This window comes from Providencia sp., assembly GCF_040396775.1.
In the GTDB taxonomy this organism is placed as follows: domain Bacteria; phylum Pseudomonadota; class Gammaproteobacteria; order Enterobacterales; family Enterobacteriaceae; genus Providencia.
Genome location: NZ_JBEBNT010000006.1, coordinates 123,322 through 142,425 on the forward strand (window position 1 = coordinate 123,322; position 19,104 = coordinate 142,425).

General features: G+C 41.4%; 18 protein-coding genes. 9 read left to right on the plus strand and 9 right to left on the minus strand.

Annotated elements, in window-relative coordinates; all coding sequences use genetic code 11:
• Window positions 1-28: 28 nt before the first annotated feature.
• Entirely contained in the window at window positions 29-1,657 is a 1,629-nt protein-coding gene (gene prpR, locus ABWP91_RS09285) for a propionate catabolism operon regulatory protein PrpR (protein ID WP_502935801.1), read from the plus strand.
• Between the two features lie 579 nt (window positions 1,658-2,236).
• On the plus strand, window positions 2,237-3,379 hold the full coding sequence (locus tag ABWP91_RS09290) for an MFS transporter (RefSeq protein WP_353243093.1): 1,143 nt from the start codon (window positions 2,237-2,239) through the stop codon (window positions 3,377-3,379).
• Between the two features lie 61 nt (window positions 3,380-3,440).
• On the opposite strand, the gene ABWP91_RS09295 is transcribed toward ABWP91_RS09290, so the two are convergent.
• Both ABWP91_RS09295 and ABWP91_RS09300 read right to left on the minus strand, forming a co-directional pair.
• The gene (locus tag ABWP91_RS09295) at window positions 3,441-4,385 is read right to left on the minus strand and encodes an ATP-grasp fold amidoligase family protein (RefSeq protein ID WP_353243029.1); all 945 of its coding nucleotides are present in this window, start codon (window positions 4,383-4,385) and stop codon (window positions 3,441-3,443) included.
• A gap of 407 nt (window positions 4,386-4,792) precedes the next feature.
• Window positions 4,793-5,887: a fatty acid desaturase family protein gene (locus tag ABWP91_RS09300; protein WP_353243030.1), complete on the minus strand. Its 1,095-nt coding sequence runs from the start codon at window positions 5,885-5,887 to the stop codon at window positions 4,793-4,795.
• A 546-nt stretch (window positions 5,888-6,433) separates the two neighbouring features.
• Between ABWP91_RS09300 and ABWP91_RS09305 the strand changes: the two genes are divergently transcribed.
• The 7 genes from ABWP91_RS09305 to fghA all read left to right on the plus strand — a co-directional run bounded on the left by ABWP91_RS09305 (window position 6,434) and on the right by fghA (window position 12,291).
• Entirely contained in the window at window positions 6,434-6,760 is a 327-nt protein-coding gene (locus ABWP91_RS09305) for a DUF1090 family protein (protein ID WP_353243031.1), read from the plus strand.
• Between the two features lie 230 nt (window positions 6,761-6,990).
• Window positions 6,991-7,734 (plus strand): DeoR/GlpR family DNA-binding transcription regulator, encoded by a 744-nt coding sequence (locus ABWP91_RS09310; protein ID WP_353243032.1) that lies wholly within the window; start codon window positions 6,991-6,993, stop codon window positions 7,732-7,734.
• A gap of 15 nt (window positions 7,735-7,749) precedes the next feature.
• Window positions 7,750-8,814 carry an oxidoreductase gene (locus ABWP91_RS09315; protein WP_353243033.1) on the plus strand — a complete coding sequence of 355 codons (1,065 nt, stop codon included), beginning with the start codon at window positions 7,750-7,752 and terminating at the stop codon, window positions 8,812-8,814.
• A gap of 154 nt (window positions 8,815-8,968) precedes the next feature.
• Window positions 8,969-9,886, plus strand: coding sequence for a bestrophin family protein (locus tag ABWP91_RS09320; protein WP_353243034.1), 918 nt, complete (start codon window positions 8,969-8,971; stop codon window positions 9,884-9,886).
• A 159-nt stretch (window positions 9,887-10,045) separates the two neighbouring features.
• Complete coding sequence (gene frmR / locus ABWP91_RS09325) at window positions 10,046-10,318, plus strand: formaldehyde-responsive transcriptional repressor FrmR (RefSeq protein ID WP_353243094.1); 273 nt, start codon at window positions 10,046-10,048, stop codon at window positions 10,316-10,318.
• A gap of 16 nt (window positions 10,319-10,334) precedes the next feature.
• Window positions 10,335-11,447, plus strand: a complete 1,113-nt coding sequence (locus ABWP91_RS09330; protein ID WP_273803672.1) for an S-(hydroxymethyl)glutathione dehydrogenase/class III alcohol dehydrogenase — start codon at window positions 10,335-10,337, stop codon at window positions 11,445-11,447.
• Window positions 11,448-11,457: 10 nt separating this feature from the next.
• Complete coding sequence (gene fghA, locus ABWP91_RS09335; protein WP_353243035.1) at window positions 11,458-12,291, plus strand: S-formylglutathione hydrolase; 834 nt, start codon at window positions 11,458-11,460, stop codon at window positions 12,289-12,291.
• An 81-nt stretch (window positions 12,292-12,372) separates the two neighbouring features.
• Here the strand turns inward: fghA and ABWP91_RS09340 are convergent, their stop codons facing one another.
• The 7 genes from ABWP91_RS09340 to ABWP91_RS09370 all read right to left on the minus strand — a co-directional run bounded on the left by ABWP91_RS09340 (window position 12,373) and on the right by ABWP91_RS09370 (window position 19,098).
• On the minus strand, window positions 12,373-12,591 hold the full coding sequence (locus ABWP91_RS09340) for a HEAT repeat domain-containing protein (RefSeq protein WP_353243036.1): 219 nt from the start codon (window positions 12,589-12,591) through the stop codon (window positions 12,373-12,375).
• Window positions 12,592-12,899: 308 nt separating this feature from the next.
• Window positions 12,900-13,115, minus strand: coding sequence for a HEAT repeat domain-containing protein (locus ABWP91_RS09345; protein ID WP_273803669.1), 216 nt, complete (start codon window positions 13,113-13,115; stop codon window positions 12,900-12,902).
• Between the two features lie 276 nt (window positions 13,116-13,391).
• Entirely contained in the window at window positions 13,392-14,180 is a 789-nt protein-coding gene (locus tag ABWP91_RS09350; RefSeq protein ID WP_353243095.1) for a heme ABC transporter ATP-binding protein, read from the minus strand.
• A 3-nt stretch (window positions 14,181-14,183) separates the two neighbouring features.
• The gene (locus ABWP91_RS09355) at window positions 14,184-15,185 is read right to left on the minus strand and encodes a FecCD family ABC transporter permease (RefSeq protein ID WP_353243037.1); all 1,002 of its coding nucleotides are present in this window, start codon (window positions 15,183-15,185) and stop codon (window positions 14,184-14,186) included.
• Entirely contained in the window at window positions 15,182-16,003 is an 822-nt protein-coding gene (locus ABWP91_RS09360; protein WP_353243038.1) for a heme/hemin ABC transporter substrate-binding protein, read from the minus strand. The genes ABWP91_RS09355 and ABWP91_RS09360 overlap by 4 nt, the downstream gene beginning before the upstream one ends.
• Before the next feature lie 18 nt (window positions 16,004-16,021).
• Window positions 16,022-17,071 (minus strand): hemin-degrading factor, encoded by a 1,050-nt coding sequence (locus tag ABWP91_RS09365; RefSeq protein WP_353243039.1) that lies wholly within the window; start codon window positions 17,069-17,071, stop codon window positions 16,022-16,024.
• Between the two features lie 26 nt (window positions 17,072-17,097).
• Window positions 17,098-19,098, minus strand: coding sequence for a TonB-dependent hemoglobin/transferrin/lactoferrin family receptor (locus ABWP91_RS09370; RefSeq protein WP_353243040.1), 2,001 nt, complete (start codon window positions 19,096-19,098; stop codon window positions 17,098-17,100).
• Between the last annotated feature and the right edge of the window lie 6 nt (window positions 19,099-19,104).

A 19,104-nucleotide genomic window follows, 5' to 3' on the forward strand; every position in this document is an offset into this window, starting at 1 on the left:
AACAGACTAATGTTAATTGAAACGTATTTTGAAACATAGTTCGAAACATAACGGAGAGGCAACGGAACAGATGGAAAAACCGATTATTTGGACTGTGTCTGTTTCGCGGTTATTCACGCTTTTTCGTGATATCAGCCCTGAGTTCAGTGAGCAAGCCGAAATTACACCGTTGAATTTGGGGTTCGAACAGGCGGCAGAAGTGGTAAGAGAAAGGCTAAAAGAGGGGCATTGTGATGCAATTATTAGCGCTGGCTCTAACGGTGCTTACCTCAAAAGCCATGTTTCTGTACCTGTTATCATCGTTAATATCAACGGGTTTGATGTTATGCAGGCACTCGCAAAGGCGCGAGAAATCAGTGATAAGGTTGGTATTATTAATTATAAAAATACGATCCCATCATTAACTGATTTTCAGCAGCGTTTTGCATTACAGATAGAACAACGTAGTTATATCACGGCAGAAGATGCAAGAGCACAGCTTAAGGCCTTGAAAGCGATGGGGATAACTGTGGTTGTCGGCGCAGGGTTGATTATGGATTTAGCGGATGAAATGGGAATGACAGGAATTTTTGTCTATTCAACCCAAACTATACGCCAGGCCTTCTCTGATGCTATTGAGTTAAGCCACATGTCTCATCGTAATCGCCATTTATCAGAGAAATACGTCCCAATTACACCACCAAAAGTCCGCTATACAATCAATGACTTAATTGGCTCATCATTACAGATGGAGCGGGTAAGACAGACGATTATGTTATATGCCAGATCAGATGCCACTGTGTTGATCCAAGGTGAAAGTGGAACCGGGAAAGAAATGATCGCACAAGCGATTCACCACGAATTTACCTTATTTAATCAACACAAACGCAGTAAACAGCAAATGCCATTTGTGGCGGTTAATTGTGGCGCGATCCCTGAAACATTATTAGAAGCAGAATTATTTGGTTATGAAGAAGGCGCATTTACGGGGTCACGACGTGGTGGAAGAGCGGGTTTGTTTGAGTTGGCTCATGGTGGTACGTTATTTTTAGATGAAATTGGTGAAATGCCATTAGCGTTGCAAACACGGCTTTTACGGGTACTCGAAGAGCGCTCGGTGGTGCGGATTGGCGGTTATAAGCCTTTGCAGGTCAATGTTCGTGTAATTTGTGCGACCCATTGCCATTTAGATGATTGGGTGAAAAATGGACATTTTCGAGCCGACCTTTTCTATCGTTTAGGGGTACTTCGAATGCAAGTGCCTGCGCTTAATGAACGCGGAGAGGATATTTTTGTTCTCGCTGAAAGGCTTTTAAAACTGGCTTTTGCGGGGTTAGTATTGCCGCTCCCTGCATTTCGCGTACAGCAACTTTTGAGCTGTCGTCATTTTTTTTTACATTATGCGTGGCCAGGGAATGTGCGAGAACTGCGAAATTTAATGGAGCGGGCTGCGCTTTATTGCAGTGCATACCCTGAAAAGGCGATTACGGAAGAAATGTTGACAAGCTTATCTCCAGAACGCCAGTGGGGATCAAATGAACATGAGGCTATTGTTAATCGAAGTGGGGAGTCATTGACTGATGTGATGACAAGGTTTAATGGAGACCGCAAAGCGGTAGCGCAGTATTTAGGGATTAGCAGAACAACACTCTGGCGGCGTCTTTCTTCATTAGAATAAACTTAGCAGATAAACCACGATGAAAATAACCATTAAATGGTATCTGGTATTACGTATTTTTAATTAGAAAAGAAATAAATGAATAAAGTACGAATTAAATTATTTATTTGTTCCATCAGTCAAAAAAGGCTTTTTGCACCCAATGAGATGGCAAGGTAAAAATAATAAATAAATTATTTTGCCATTGAGCATTTTTAGGACGCTTGGTATATGACTTAAGTTGTATCAAGTTGTAACAAGAAAATGAAAAGTTACTTTTACGCATCTGATTGATTTACATTTGTTTTATTTGTTTCTTTTGTCATTATTGATCTAAACCTCTCTTTGGGAAAAACGTGATTTTTCTCACATAAATTATTTTACTAGTCACCATTAGATTTTCTCATTTTAACTTACTGATTGAACGTTCTATATTGCGCTCAAATCAGTCTTGTTTTTATATTTTACCACTGCACTAATCGCCGAAATGTGTTCCTTTTTTTGGGAGCAGAGCCTTGTCGTATTCTACGATGTAGTTGCAGCGCATATTATTTATTTTTATTTGTTGGAGAGTGGGGCGTGAATCAGTCCACTACTATCATGCGCAAACGCGATAATGCATTCGTTCCTGTTGCCGGGCTAACGATTTTTGCTATTGCATCGGGTTATTTAATGAGCTTAATCCCATTATCAATGGGGAGCTTTGGAATTGATACGCAGTACGCAGGCTGGTTAGCAAGTGCCTACTACATTGGTTTATTAATTGGTTCAATGTTAATCGAACCTGTAATTGCCAAAATTGGCCATCGCCTTTCCTTTATTGGTTTTTTATTAATGCTAGCCGCAACGGTTGTCGTTTTGCCGTGGGCGCCTTCTATTGAAGCTTGGCTGCCAAACCGTTTAGTTGCAGGTATCGCGGTTGCGGGTATCTTTGTTGTGGTTGAATCCTGGTTGCTGATTGGTGACAGCCCGAAAGAACGTGCTAAGCGTTTAAGCTTTTATATGACGTCATTGTATGGCGGTACAACGTTAGGGCAACTCGCGATTGGCGTGATTGGAACCCAAGGTGCGTATCCTTTTATGGTTGTATTAGGCTTGTTGTTGTTAGCTGTAATGCCGCCTTTATTGGTTCGTCAAGGTCAGCCTGATAGTAGCTCCCATCATAAACTATCTCTGAAAAAAATTGCGCGATTAAGTAAACCAGCAATTATAGGGTGTATGGTTTCAGGTATCACCATGGGGACGATTTATGGGTTGATGCCTCTATCATTGAAGAAAGAACAATTCACGACTGACCAAGTTGGGGTTTTGATGGCCTCAATTATTTTGGGTGGTATGTTGATCCAACCGGTTGTTAGCAAGCTTTCCATCTTGATGAGTAAGACTTTGCTGTTAGCAATGGTATCTCTTTTAGGGGTATTCGCGATGGGCGTTATTTACATCTCTAGCGACTACTTGGTGATGATTGTGGCATTAGCCTTGTTAGGTATGTCCTCATTTGCGTTATACCCAATCGCAATTACCTTAGCATGCGACAATCTAGATTCATCTTACATTGTTGCTGCAACACAAGTTATGTTGTTTAGCTATAGCATTGGTTCTGCCATGGGGCCAATTGCAGCCAGTACGTTATTAAGTCAACATAATGGTTTAGTGGATTTCTTCTTTATTGTGTTGCTCGTGACGGCAATTTATATGCTAATTGCGAGCTTACGTCGTAAAGCGAGTGTGTTAGCGAATTAATTGTTTAAGTAAAAATAGTTTATGAAGGCTCTGTGATTTCACAGAGCCTTTTTTCTGCGCGTTACTTTTTCTTATTCATTGAGATTGTGGATAAGGCGCCTTCGAGAGGTACATAGCCCGCAGATTGGGTAATGCGTTGCTCCCAGTGTTCGCCTAGTTTAAAGTCCCACGATAATGGGGAGATTTCTGTCCTACCTGCGTTAGGCGCAAAGGTCAGTTCGCTAAAATACAGAGTATTTTCATCAGACATCAAAAAGTCAGCACGGCAATAATCGAACGGCGTAACGAGGATTTCAGCCAAGCGCAGCATTTCTTTAAATAGTGGTGGCTCTGGTACTGGTTCTAGCATATTTGGGTAGCCAAAAGTGACGGGTTGTAGCTGCCAGTTGATGTCATAGATATTGATAAACTCTTCACCTGATTCATCAGTGTAGTCAATCTCTGCATAGACAGGCTTACCTGAAAAGCAATGTATACGGCAGGTTTCAGGGACGAGTTTTCTCTTTTTATTAGCGAATAAATCAATATATTGTTCACAAATAATTTGAGGTGAAATATTTTTATAGTGACGTTCGCGAGTAATGTAATAAAGATTCTTTATTAAGTGAAATGACAGTTTGTTTTTAGCATGTTGCCAATCAAATTTAGCTTTATTTCGGCAAATGACACTGCTGCCGCTGTCGTGATTACATTTGAGTACAAATTGCTCGGGAAGCGCATTGATATCAATTTCATCAACATGACGGTAAGTGGCTAGAATAGGGACTAAATACTCTTCGCCAATGGTTCGACTAATGTAGCTCCTGACGGCGAGCTTATCTGCAAGCTGTGTATACAGTGGGTTTTTATCACGCAGCATTCTAAAATTCACCTTTTCATTGAAGCTTTTAGGTGTCTTAAAATCAGGGCGATAATTTAGTTTTTTTGCAAATTTATTAGCAAGATAAAGCTTATCACTGATAATAAATGTGCGTAGTTTTTTTATAATGTACTCTGCTTTTTTCATGCGAGTGTCAACCATTCTATAAAATGTAGTGTGTAGTTTAGAAATATTATTTTTATGTATGAATTATATTTTGAATAACTTAAATGGAGTATCAATGAGTGTAATAGTGAATTTAATAATCCCTTAATAAATAAAAATTAAACAGAACATAAATAAGACGTGAATTAATGAATATTGTGCTTTTTTTGCTTAAATTTATATCAATAATATAATCAAATGTTTTAATTATTCGTCAGAAATAATATGGGTATTATTTTTATAAAGCGTACCATATTGCTAGGCGATAAACCTTAAGGATTTATTTTGATAGGTAATGTATATTTAAATAATTAGTTCATTGAGTAATTGTTTAAATATAAACATTACCTCACGGTATTTACAGTATATGACATACAGTGAGGCGGTATTTAGCGTGGTTTTTCACCCATTTTTTTTAAGAAGCGGATTTGTGCGGCGACTAACTCGTTATAGCGAATACAGCGATAAGGCATATTATGTTGTGTTGCTAATTCCCCTAAAATTCTGGCCAAAGCAGGGTAGTGGCGGTGGTGCCAATTGGGGAAAAGGTGATGGGTAAGATGATAATTAAGCCCACCAGTTAAACGCCATAGACAATGTGGCGTTGGTATCCAATCGCAGGCCGTAACAAAATTATGATGGTACCAACCATGTTTAATTTGCTTATCGTCTGGTGCAGTAAAAAATTCAGTTTCAGCCCAATGTGTTCCTAAAAGTAAATAAATAACAAAAATAGATGCAATCATTTGGCTCAAAATATAAGTAATAAAAATAGCGGCTAAGCTTATTCCATGCTCATGTGCAAAAAATAAAGGTAAACCTAGCATCAGCAATAAATGGCCCATTTTGCTGGCAATAAAAAGTGCCCAGCCTTTTTTCCCTGTTAAAACCTTTTTATCTTTTAGGCGTGTTTTCCCCGTTCTATCCGACCAGTCAAAAACCAGCGCAATCCAGGTTAACGAAAAAGAGGCAATAAAGGGCCAGTAGATATGTTGGTACTTCATAAAAGATCGCCACTTTTGAAAAGGGGTCTGGCGAAAGATACCGTTTTCTTCTGTATCTAAGTCGTAATCTTCAATATTGGCAAAATGGTGGTGATAGTGAACATGGCGAGTCCGCCAAAATTCAGGCTCTAACCCTAAAGGTAAGGTGACTAAGCGGCCAAACACGCGGTTTTTCCAGCTATTTTTAAATAAGGTATTATGGCAAGCATCGTGTTGCCCTATCACATTGAGGAACATAATGATCAGAACAAAAACAAAATAGGCTAAACTGTAGGTTAATACGGATGAGGTAAACAGCGTTGGGAGATAGCACAGTATTGCGATGGCAAATAAGGCGATGATTACTACAATATCAGCTTTACTCGCATATACATGGTCCTGCTTACTTTTCAGGTAATCTTGGCTGGCTTTTTTTAAGGCAGCATGAAAATGTTGTTCGCCAGCGCTAGCAAATGTGAGTTCAAACTGAGGTGTGTGCATGGTTATTCTCTTTAATATTACCTTTGGCTAGAGTATATCTTTGCCGATAAAGAGACTGCAAAATATATATGAAAATTAGGGGTGAATTTAAACTTATTCCTATAGGTTTAAATAAATACAAATTTAATGAATTTTTTTATTTTTAGATGAAAACAAGTTTATACAATTCGTGCTTAATAGGCGTTTTAAAAAAATAAATGGAATTATTGTGTTTAATTGAATAAATTGAAGTGTTAGCTTGGAAAGTGAGCTGAGTGCTTGTTATCACTTGAAGCAAGAAATGTCTACATCCGTGTAGAGAAAAGTCCATGCGAGTAAGGTAACAAGGAAAGTTATGTCTGTCTGTAATAAATTATCATGAAAAGTGATCAGACCTGTTTGATGTCTCAACTATAAATATAAGTTATCATTTATCCTACTTTAGGATACGGTTATTTTAGGTTTAATCTTTAACTTAAGCTAAATTAAGAGCTTGCTTATATTAATAAAATATAAAAGTGATGAAATAGACAAAATTTAATTTATTTTTTATATTTGGAGAATTAAATGAAAAGGATAATGCTAATTATTTTATCAACACTGTTTATTCCATTATCTTCCCAAGCGGGCTCTAATTACTATGGTTGTGATAATAAAATTTACCAACTTGAAAAACAGCTAAAATACGCAAAAGCACATGGAAACCGCCACCGAGTCGCAGGGTTACAACGCGCTATTTCGAATGTGCAAAACCGTTGTTATGACCACTATTCTGGGGCGACAGGCCCAACAAAACTGAACAGTAAATACTACTCAGATGAAAGCCGCCAGTTAGAACGTGAAATTGATGCACTGCGCGATGAAATCAAACGGTTAGAATCGTTAAAAAGTTAGTTTTTTCATTCAAGTAAAGTAGATAGCCTAATAAGTGGCTTTCTACTTTATTTCTATCTTTATTAATACTGCGATTTTCCTTCTTATATTTTCTTTTCTTAAAAAATAAAAATAGAAAAATTCCATAGGCTTGTTGATGTGTGTGGTCATCGCGCTGACTTTTATCTTTATTTCCAATTTAATTGCGGTATTATGAGACTAAATGCGGTTTTTTGCAGGGTTTTGCGATTATGCACAAACAAGCACGACAGAATTATATTATTGAAATAATAGCAAAAAATGGTCAGGTGAGCGTTGCAGACTTATCTAATCAGTTGCATGTATCTACAGATACTATCCGCCGTGATTTAACCGACCTAGAAAACCAAGGGTTGGCACAAAAAAGTCATGGCGGTGCTGTGGGGTTTAATGTGCCAGTTATGAGCCGTCGAGGGCGCAATATTTTATTGCCTGAGGTTAAAAAACAATTAGGGCAACAGGTTGCTAAGTTGATCCCGAAGAGCTCAACACTTTTCCTTGATTCTGGCAGTACGGTCATGGCTGTTGCTAGCTTTATCCAAGGCCCGATGAAAATCATTACCACATCCTTAGATATTGCCATGCATTTTAGTGAACGTGCGGATATCCAATTGATCTTATTGGGTGGGGAGTGGGACTCAGGGCAGCGCTTGTTTGCAGGAAGCGCCACATTATCCATGTTGGCAAGATACCGAGCAGATATCGCCATATTAGGGGCTTGTGCTTTGCATCCTACTTTGGGGTTGAGTGCAACCCAAGAAGCAGATTGCGATGTAAAACGTGCCATGATAGCGAATAGCCAAGCACATTGGGTGGTGGCGGACAGTACAAAACTTAATCTGTGTCAGCCTTATTTAGTGGCACATTTGGACGAAATTGACCAACTATTTTTGGATTGCCATTGGGATGAACTTAATCCTAATAGCAAGGTGACTGTAAATTCTCTTCGTATTTAATGAACGGGTAAGATTATGAGCAAAGATATTAATGTTGCACTGATTGGCTATGGTTTTGTGGGGAAAACATTCCATGCACCTTTAATTAGGTCGGTTGATGGCTTGAACCTTACAGTCGTGGCTTCCAGTGATGAAGAAAAGGTGAAGCGTGATATTCCAAATACCACGGTGATAGCTTCCGCCGAAGAGGCTATTCTTCGCCCTGATATTGACTTAGTGGTAATAGCAAGCCCAAATGCAACGCATGCGCCATTAGCAAAGCTAGCAATTGAGGCGGGTAAACATGTGGTGGTCGACAAGCCATTTACCCTTGATATGCAAGAAGCTAGAGAATTGATTGAATTAGCGAAAGTACATAATGTCTTGCTATCGGTATTTCATAATCGCCGTTGGGACAGTGATTATTTGGCAATAAAAGACGTCATCGAGCAAAAACTGATTGGTGAAGTAAAACATTTTGAATCTCACATTGACCGTTTTCGCCCTGAAGTGAGAGTGCGTTGGCGTGAGCAAAACTTGCCAGGCAGTGGTTTATGGTTTGATTTAGGTCCACATTTAATTGACCAAGCACTGCAACTTTTTGGTTTACCTCAGTCAGTGCAAGGTAATATTGCAACGCTAAGAAATAATGGCCAAATTAATGATTGGGCCCATGTGTTATTAAACTACCCAACTCATAAAGTGATTTTGCATTGCAGCATGTTAGCTGCAGGCGGATTTACGCGCTTTACCGTACACGGCGATAAAGGTAGTGTGGTAAAATCCCAACCAGATCAACAAGAAAAACAATTATTACAAGGGATCACGCCACGAGATAAAGAATGGGGTGTGGATAATGACCCAATTATTTTAATTGATGAGACGTTATCTTCTAAGACGCAAGAAACACCAAAAGGCGACCAAAGCCAGTATTATATGAATATTCGTAATGCATTGAAAAATAATACACAAAACCCAGTAACCCCATTGCAAGCGCTGGCGGTTATGGCAGTGTTAGAAGCGGCAGTAAAGTCAGCAGAAACAGGCAGTACGCAACCCTTAACACTAACTGAAAATGAAATAGCGCAGTGGCATAATTAATGTGGGAGAAATAGCTGCTCTGGAAACGCCATCAGCTATTTTTTATTTTAGGATTAGCCAATAGCTGTTAATCAATTATTACCTATAGATTATCAGTTTGATAAATGAAATAATAAGTTATATGTCGTTTTACTAAAAAAATACTTATTACATTATGGTCATTCGCCCGCATCAACACTGGTTTTTCCGGTTGTTCGATTGGCACGGTTCCGTGCTGTCAAAAATCACCTTTCGGTTATCCCTTAATATCATGATTTCGATTGTTGCTGTATTGAGCTACCAATGGTACGAACAATTAGGTATTCATTTAACTATCGCGCCTTTTAGTTTATTAGGGATAGCCATCGCTATCTTTTTGGGCTTTCGCAATAACGCGTGTTATAGCCGTTTAATTGAAGCGAGAACACTTTGGGCTAATTTGCTGATTAACCAACGCAATATTTTAAGGAATATTAAAGGGTTATTACCAAATGACAAAGCTGCGCAAAAAGAATTTGCTCACTTATTGATTGCGTTTGGTTGGAGTTTAAAACATGAGCTAAGAAAAACCAGCTCCATAGTTGATTTGTATCGGCTGTTACCGCGCGCTATTTTTGACGAAGTTATTCGTAGTCCATTTCCAACCAGCCGTATTTTAATGCAGATTGGCTTGAAAGTAGGGGAGCTGCGAGATAATAAAGTGATTAGTGACGTATTATTTCAAGCAATCAATAAAGATATTAATGCGTTATCAGACGTTTTAGGCGGCTGTGAACGTATCTCGAATACCCCTATTCCTTTTGCTTATACCTTGATTTTGCAACGCACCGTGTATTTGTTTTGTACGTTATTGCCGTTCGCGTTAGTGGTTGATTTGCATTATATGACCCCGTTTGTTTCGGTATTTATTTCGTATACCTTTTTAGCGTGGGATTCATTAGCCGAAGAATTAGAAGACCCTTTTGGGACTTCTGCGAATGACCTACCGTTAAATGCGATTTGCAATAGTATTGAGCGAAATGCAATGGACATGCTCGATCTCAAGCCACTTCCTCCAGTCAATAAACCCGACAAATACTTTAACTTACTGTAACTATTATTGTTTATCCTCTTGAATGGCAAAGTGAAAGATAACTCACTTTGCCATTTTTTATTTTTTTGTGCCTTAAATAGGCAAATTAAATAGTGTCATTCTGTACTGATAGCTTTATAAATACTATACTCCCCCTATGTATATGAAAGGGGCTTAATGATGCCACATTCACCAAAAGAAAAAAAAGCGGTATTGACGCGTGTTCGAAAACTTAAAGGGCAGCTATTAGCTCTTGAATCTGCACTCGAGGACGAAGCGGAGTGTGCCGCAGTTTTACAGCAAATTGCTGCCATCCGCGGTGCCGTTAATGGGTTAATGGCGGGAGTACTCGAAAGCCATTTGCGCGAAGGGCTCCAAGAGTCTGCCACCACACAGCATCAAAAAGAGTCAGTTGATGATGCTATTTCACTTATTCGCACTTATTTGCGTTAAATAAAAAGGAACAACGATGAAATCACGTGCAGCAGTCGCATTTGGTCCAGGCGAACCACTGAAAATTGTCGAACTCGACGTTATGCCACCACAAGCTGGGGAAGTTTTAGTTAAAATCAGTCACACAGGCGTTTGTCACACTGATGCATTCACACTTTCAGGGGACGACCCAGAAGGGCTATTCCCAGTTGTGCTAGGACATGAAGGCGCAGGCGTTGTAGTTGAAGTTGGTGAAGGCGTGACAAGTGTCAGCGTCGGTGACCACGTTATTCCACTGTATACCGCAGAGTGCGGAAAATGCGTCTTCTGCGAGTCAGGCAAAACGAACTTATGTGTGTCTGTCCGTGCAACCCAAGGAAAAGGCGTAATGCCTGATGGCACAACACGTTTTTCCTATAATGGCCAGCCTGTTTATCACTATATGGGGTGCTCAACATTCAGTGAATACACTGTTGTTGCCGAAGTATCACTGGCTAAAATCAATCCAGAAGCGAATCACGAAGAAGTGTGCTTATTGGGTTGTGGTGTGACAACGGGGATTGGTGCTGTCCACAACACCGCAAAAGTGCAAGAAGGCGATTCTGTTGCCGTATTTGGCTTGGGTGGTATTGGGTTAGCGGTTATCCAAGGGGCAAGACAAGCCAAAGCTGGGCGTATTATTGCCATTGACACGAACCCCACTAAATTTGAATTAGCTCGTCAATTTGGTGCAACAGAGTGCTTAAACCCGAAAGATTTTGATAAGCCAATTCAACAAGTATTGATTGAAATGACCGAATGGGGTGTAGATCATACCTTTGAATGTATTGGTAACGTGAATGTTATGCGTGCTGCATTGGAAAGTGCTCACCGTGGCTGGGGGCAATCCATCATTATTGGCGTGGCGGGTGCTGGTCAGGAAATTTCGACTCGCCCATTCCAATTGGTGACAGGCCGTTCATGGCGTGGAACCGCATTTGGTGGCGTGAAAGGGCGTAGCCAATTGCCAAAAATGGTTGAAGATGCCATGAAAGGGGATATTGACCTAGCGCCATTCGTGACTCACACATTGCCGCTTGATAGCATTAATGAAGCTTTTGATTTAATGCATGAAGGCAAGTCAATCCGTACCGTCATTCATTACGAATAAGGAGCCATTGATGGAGAGAATTGAGCGCCACGCTTGCTTTGGTGGCTGGCAGGATGTTTATCAACATCAATCAACGGTATTAGGCTGTGAAATGAAGTTTGCAGCTTATTTACCGCCACAGGCTCAAGCACAGCCTTGCCCTGTGATTTATTGGTTGTCAGGGCTGACATGTAACGAGCAAAACTTCATCACGAAAGCAGCCGCTCAGCAATATGCTGCGGAACACGGTGTGGTGATTATTGCGCCAGACACCAGCCCAAGGGGCGAAGGCGTGGCAGATGATGCAGCTTATGATTTGGGGCAAGGGGCTGGGTTTTACGTCAATGCTTCTCAAGAACCGTGGAAACGCCATTATCAAATGTATGATTATATCGTTTCAGAGCTGCCAGTATTAGTGGAAAGCCATTTACCTGTAACAGGTAAGCGAGCGATTTCAGGCCATTCCATGGGCGGTCATGGGGCATTAATGATTGGTTTACGTAACCCAGAGCGCTATTGCAGTTTGTCGGCATTTGCACCGATTATTGCGCCTTCACAAGTACCATGGGGACAAAAGGCCTTTACTGCGTACTTGGGAGATGACACCGCAAAATGGCGTCAATATGATACCGTTGAGTTGCTTGGCAAAGTGGCAACAACACAGCCAATACTTGTCGATGTAGGCCTTGCAGATCCCTTTTACCATGAGCAATTAAAGCCAGAGCTGTTAGCAAAAATCAGTGAGCAAAAGCAATTTGATTGCACATTGCATTTACGTGATGGCTATGACCATAGCTACTATTTTATTAGCAGCTTTATTGGTGAACATATTGCCTTTCACGCACGTCATTTAAAACAGGCATAATCAATCTTGAAGGGTAGATCACAACGCATTTTACCCTTCTATTTTCTTCTGGTTCTCACAATTGTGAATAAGTGCTTTGTATTATTCATTATCATGATTTAAAAGCTTACTAACCGCTTTAATCGCACTGATCGCGACATCCCTATTTGGGTCATTGCACAGTTCTAGCAATCGGCTCATGGTATTCATTTGCTTTATTGGCAACTTACAATCACCGAGCGCTGAAATTGCCGCTATTTTGACATCGTCATTTTTTCTATTGGTTAAATCGAGCAGTGTGTTGATGACTTGTGTATCCATTATCCATCCTACGAAAGTACGTTACAAAAAAGCAAATTAGTTAAATATACTGATATTTAATATATATCAGCATTTAAGTTCAGTAATATTGATGTTATCAAAATATTTAATTTAAAAATATAAAAAAAAGCGGATGGAATGAAAAGAGATGTAATGTATTGGTTTTAATCATAAAAATGATTGAGTGCCCGAGAATATGCCTATCTGGATCTCGGGTACAGTAAGAATAAATCGGGATTTACGGAAGAAAGGTGAGTGAGAATATGATTTGATTAGTTAACGAATTAGCTTAATTGGGGGCTAAGGTTTTATTCAAAATGCTCAGATAATTTACTTAATGCTTTAATCGCAGATACAGCCACATCTTTATTTGGGTCTTTACATAAATCAAGAAGACGATGAACCGCAATTTGTTGTTCAACGGTTGCACGGTAATCCCCTAACGCCGAAATGGCAGCAATTTTTACATCATCATTGCCACGATGCGTCAATTCAATCAATGTTTGGATAATATTGCTTTCCATTTTCTGCCTTGTCAGCCCATTTGTGTGTTTAGGCGTATTCTAGGGGAAAATTCCTAATATTTATCTTCAAATTTCAAACAGCTATCAATAGATTATATTAATTTCACACCTTTTTAGAGAGGTAAATGAATAATTGGTTTATCGTTTAAATTTTAGCATCACAAGATGGGTATAAAATGAATAGTCAAGAAAAACAAATGAATAGAGTAACTTATAATGAGGGAGTTAAAGGCACGTTATTAAGGTGCCTTTCGTCGTTATAACAGAATAAAACCATTAATGGCGCAAATAGACATGAGGCGTATCATTTTCAGGGTGTTGGCTTACTCCTAAATCTGCTTGGTACCAGCGGGTGAGATTTTCTGTTGTTAATACTTCCATTGGCGTGCCACTGGCGACTAATTCCCCTTCGTGAATTAAATAAACGCGGTCAGCGTATAACGCGGTTAGGTTTAAATCATGTAGCACGCAGCACACACCGATAGGGCGTTCGCGGGTTAGTTGGTGCAGTAAGCGCAAGCTATGTTGTTGGTGGTACAAATCCAGAGCCGATGTCGGTTCATCTAAAAATAAGCAGGCACCTTGATTTGTAGGCTGCCATAACTGTGCTAACACACGTGCTAATTGAACGCGTTGTTGCTCACCGCCAGAAAGCTGCCGATAATCGCGGTGTCGCAGCACTTGGCAATGGGTTAGGGATAATGCTGCTTCAATAGCAACTTGCTTGTGTTCTGAACCGTAGGGGGTGCGCCCCATGGCCACGACATCTTCAACAGTGAATGCAAATTGCAAATTGCTATGTTGCTTCATTACGGCGCGTTTGCGTGCTAGTTCATTGCTTTGCCACTCTTTTAACGAGCGCCCCTCTAATAGGCAAACACCTTGCGTAGGGGTTGTATAGCCAGTTAACAGCTTTAATAGGCTGGATTTCCCTGCACCATTGGGGCCAATAATGACCACCATTTCATGCTGTTTTATCGAAAGGCTTATATTGTTAATCAATGTCTTATTGTCGATTTGATAAGTCAGGCTCTGCGCCTCTAATAAAATAGGTTTATCTTGCATCACTTAAATTCTCCCCGCAGGCTGGCGTAAAATAAGCCATAAGAAGTATGGCCCACCAATTAGCCCTGTAAGTAGACCCACAGGGATTTCAGCTGGGGCGACCGCGGTGCGGGCAATGGTATCGGCGATTAATAACAAGGCAGCACCGACAATGGCTGACCCTGGTATTAACCAACGGTGGTCGGGGCCTAATGTCATACGGATTAAGTGTGGAACGACTAACCCAACAAAGCCAATCACGCCACTCATCGCCACCGCACACCCGACTAATAAGGCACTGAGAAACAGCAAGACAAATTTCGCCCGTTCAACATTCAAACCAAGGTAGTGAGCATCTTCATCACCTAATTGGAGGATATTGAGCTTGTTTCCCTGCCACAAGCACACTGCGGTGACAGGCAAAATGACTGTGGCGGCAATAGCCAGTGACGTCCAATCCACATTACCCAGTGTGCCCATCATCCAGAGACTAAAGGTTCTGAGTTGTTGGTCATTGCTGATATAACTCAGCACACCGATAAATGACATACACAGTGCATTGATTGCAATGCCTGCCAGTAGTAGGCGTGCCAAATTGCCGTTAGATGAACGGTTTAAGCTAAAAATAATTAACGAGACAACTAAGCTACCAATAAAAGCGGCTGCGATATGGCCATAGTTTTGCATTACTGCGGGTAATGAAAAAGATAAAACGATAAAAGCAGCAACGGCTAATGCCGCACCACTACTGATGCCCAGCAAACTGGGATCAGCGAGTGGATTACGAAAAAGCCCCTGCATAATGGCGCCTGACACGGCCAGTGCTAGCCCCACTAAGATGGCAATTAAGACACGCGGCAAACGAATGTTTAGCCATATTTGCCAGTCAGGATCGGTGGCAGAGGCCTGCCACAGGGTATTGAACGAAAAATTTATCGGCCCTGCGTTAGAGGCAACAAACGTCAGGGCACAAAGCACGAACAATAAAATTAAAATAACAAATAAAGGGCGCTTAAAACGGATCATTGGGACTTCTCTAATGCCTCACGTAGTTGTTGCATGACTTCTGGCGTGCCTAAACTAAACGTTAGCATGCCCACATCATCAACGACGGCGAGTGCTTTATTTTTCCCCGCAGGCGTCATAGCAATACCAGGTAAGTTCCACACGCGGTCAACACCACCTAATGATTTAATGCCTTCTTCCGTGAAAACAATTAAGTCTGGTTGGCTAGACAATAAGCCTTCTGAGGAAAGCGGGCGATAGCTATCAAAATTGGCCATCGCATTTTTCGCACCAATCGCCGTTATCATGCTATCCACTGCTGTTTTTTTCCCCGCAGCTAAGGGGAGTACCCCACCGTGGCTCATGATAAACAACACTTTTTTATCAATCGGTGCCGTATTGACTTGGCTAAGCGATTGATTGAATTTATTCACCAATTGCTTGCCTTGCTCAGGCTTGCCAACCGCAGCGGCAATGGTGGTGATTTTTTCTGGAATGGCTTCTAAACTCGGTTTCCCTGTCACTTTGATGACTTTAACGCCGCTTTTTTCTATTTGCGTTAATGCCATGGACGGTTTTGCTAATTCACTGGCGAGTACCAAGGTTGGGCGCATTGAAAGCACGCCTTCAGCATTAAGCATTCGCATGTAGCCAACATCAGGCAGTTTGGTCGCTTGCTCTGGGTGCAGGCTGGTACTGTCGCGGGCAACAAGTTGGTCTTGTGCGCCAAGTTCATAAACTATTTCCGTCACATCACCACCGAGGGTGACAATGCGTTGCGCAGCATAAGAACTGAACGAGACAAACAGGAGCAATAAGGTTAGAAGCCATTGTTTCATAATAAATTTACCTAAATTTTAAATGCGGGGTAACGCAGTGACTTGCTGGCGCCATTGTTCTTGCTCTGGCGTGCCTTCAGTGCGCTGACCGTACATTTGTGCGATTTGATTCCCTTCAATATCGAAAACTTCAAGGCTAGTCACAAAGCCATCTTGCGTTGGTTTGCGTGTTACCCAGCACTCATGAATGCCGTTTTCAATCATGTGTAAGGTAAAATCAGGATTGAAAATGTTGAGCCATTTCAAATCTGAACCTTCACTCTGATATGGCATGATTTTTTTGATTTCACCAGTGAAAATTTGCACACATCCACGGTTGCCCACAAAAATCATGATTTCGTTCTGGTCATTGAACGCAGTATTAATCAGCTGATTGAAGGAATCGGTCGGCACTTTCCAAGCTAAATCATCACTCACGGCGGCGAAAACTTGTTGGCGGCTCAAGTTATTCTTTTTCAATAAAACAAAAAATTGGTGCACATCTGTCATGTTGCGCCATTCTTGCTCTAATTGTTGTTTTAGCTCATCACCAACAGGTTGGTTAGTAAATGGCGTCGCCGGCACATGAGTTAATTCACTGTTATCTTGCGTCGCATATTTCTCAATCAGTGCTTGCCATGCCGCCATGTCAGTTTCATCGGTGGTGTAGACTTTATGCAGTGCATCACCTTGTTTATCAAAGAATTGAATACTGTGGCGCTCACCGTGTTTGGTGTCTTCTGTCAGGGCGAAAATCGCATCCCAATGGGAAAAAAACATGCGTAAATCAAGGGCGCGAGGGTTTAAAATCAAACCACCGTGAGGGCTGAATGTCGCATTCTCATAACGACCCACTTGCTCATGCACCACGTATTCGTTACGGGTAATGGCTTTGACTTGCCCAACCGCGGCTAATTCAGTCAATAACGTTGGTGCGTCAACGTCTAAACGCACGGCTTTATCATGACCTACACGGCTGTGCAGCAACTGTGCTTCAGAAATATTCAGGTAAGCAGCAAGATCACGAGCGTATTTGGCTTTGTTATCTGCTTTGGCTTGTTGGTAACGCTCGAAAATGGTTGAATTCACATCTATCTCCTTAATACTATTATGAATTACCACTGGAAGCTGACCAGTAGTTTGGCATTACGTCCATCTTGAGGAATGCCTTGTGATGAGTAATATTCTTTGTCGAAGGCATTGCCTAACACCACGCTGGTGCCTAACCCCTTGAGTTCGCCGTCGCCTTTGTAGCTAACGTAGAAATCATGGACGGCATAGCCAGCTTGTTGTTCAGCTTTAGAGGCCTTATTGAAGTCGGTGTGGCGAGTAAATTCCCCTAACCAGCCCACGGAAAAACCGCTATTAGCAACAGGTATCGATAGGTTACTGGTGAATGACTCTGGCTTGATTGACGTAATTGATTTGCCGTCATATTCGTTCTTGCCTGTTGTACGGTTGTAGGCTAAGTTCCACGTGAAATAATCTGTTTTATAATCCAGTGATGCATCTACACCCCAAATTTTGGCGCGTTTATCATTAACAGATGTGGTATAACCTTCAGCAAAGTTAACGCTTGTATTGATGTAATCCTTGGCTTTTGTGTCAAAGTAGCTGGCTTTAAATTGCAGGTTATCCCTTTCCATCAATAAATCATCAAAACGTAGTCCCATTCCATATTCAGTAGTTTGAGCTGTTTCTGGTTTTAAGTTTGGGTTTGGTCGCCATCTGTTGTATTTGTTGGGTCCCATAGGGAAATGAATTGCATCGTTATACATTTCCATCATTGTCGGCGCACGGAAGGCTTCAGAGTAGGATGCAAATAGCATGGACCAATCTGTTGGCGTAATGCTTACCGCACCTTTCGATGACCATTTATCTGCTTTAACGTCCTCATTACCTTTTGCTTTTGCTTTATAGTGGTCATAACGTGTACCCACAATAAATGACACAGGTAAGTCTTTTAGGGCAATTTCGTCTTGTAAGAAGCCAGATGCAAAGGTGATATCCGCATCAGGGAATTGGGTTGTGTTTGCGTAAGGGGTTTGCTTTTGCTTATAAGCTTCGCTGCCATAGGTGAGGTTATGAGCCGCCAGCGGTAAATCATAAACATTAGAACGGTTATCTGCTTTTAATCCGTAGGTTTTTTGTGTGCGGCCTTCATAAGGGGTTCCAGCCCCTTTTGCTGTAATGTTGACCTCTGAATAGTAAGGGGTAACTTTTAAGTCGAGCCAATTTTGTGATGCGGGATTAAACTGGTAAGTCGCTTGGGCATCACGTTGGCGTGTGTTGCGGTTGACTTTTAAATTTTTTGCTGAGCTTTCAAGTTCCTGTGGGTTTTTAGGTTCATGGGCATCGTTATTATAATAACGAACCTGACCCGCAAGCTTTTGTGCATCATCTATTTGCCATGTGCCTTTAGCTAGCAAGTTAGCAATGGTTTCTTTATTATCCATGTCATCGCCATTACTGAGGCGAATATCACCCACTTCTTTCGTTACAAAGCTGAAAACACCATCGAGGTTATCGGTACGCCCGAACGTTGTGCCACCAAAACCAAAGCTATGGTCGCCTGTCGCGGCTTGGGAAAATACGCGAAAACCGTGATTTTGCCCATCACGTAGTAGGTCTTTAGCATCAACGGTTTCCCATGCAATCACACCTCCCATTGCACCGCTACCATAAAGCAGGGCGGATGGACCGCGAACGATTTCCACTTGCTTTATCAGGGCAGGGTCAATAAATGTGCCATTAACATGGCCTGTGTCGGTGCCTTGGCGAACGCCATCGACTAGGGTCAAGATCCCACGGCGGTCAAACCCACGCATAGAGACATCTTGCCCATTTGAACGACCAGTGCCTGCTACGTTAATACCCGGTACTTTGCGCAGAATATCATTGACCGTGCTTGCCGTTTGGGTTTCAGGTGAGTCATTTTTAATCACGCTCACCATCATCGGTGCATCAAAGCTATCACGTTCAGTCCCTGTCGCATAAACAGTCATGACGTCATTGCTTTTTTTAGTTGTTGAGGGTTCAGCCGCTTGTGCATGAGCGCTGGTGATGACACTTAAGATCGCGCTGGTCAACACGGATATCCGTAAAACATGAGACATAATGGT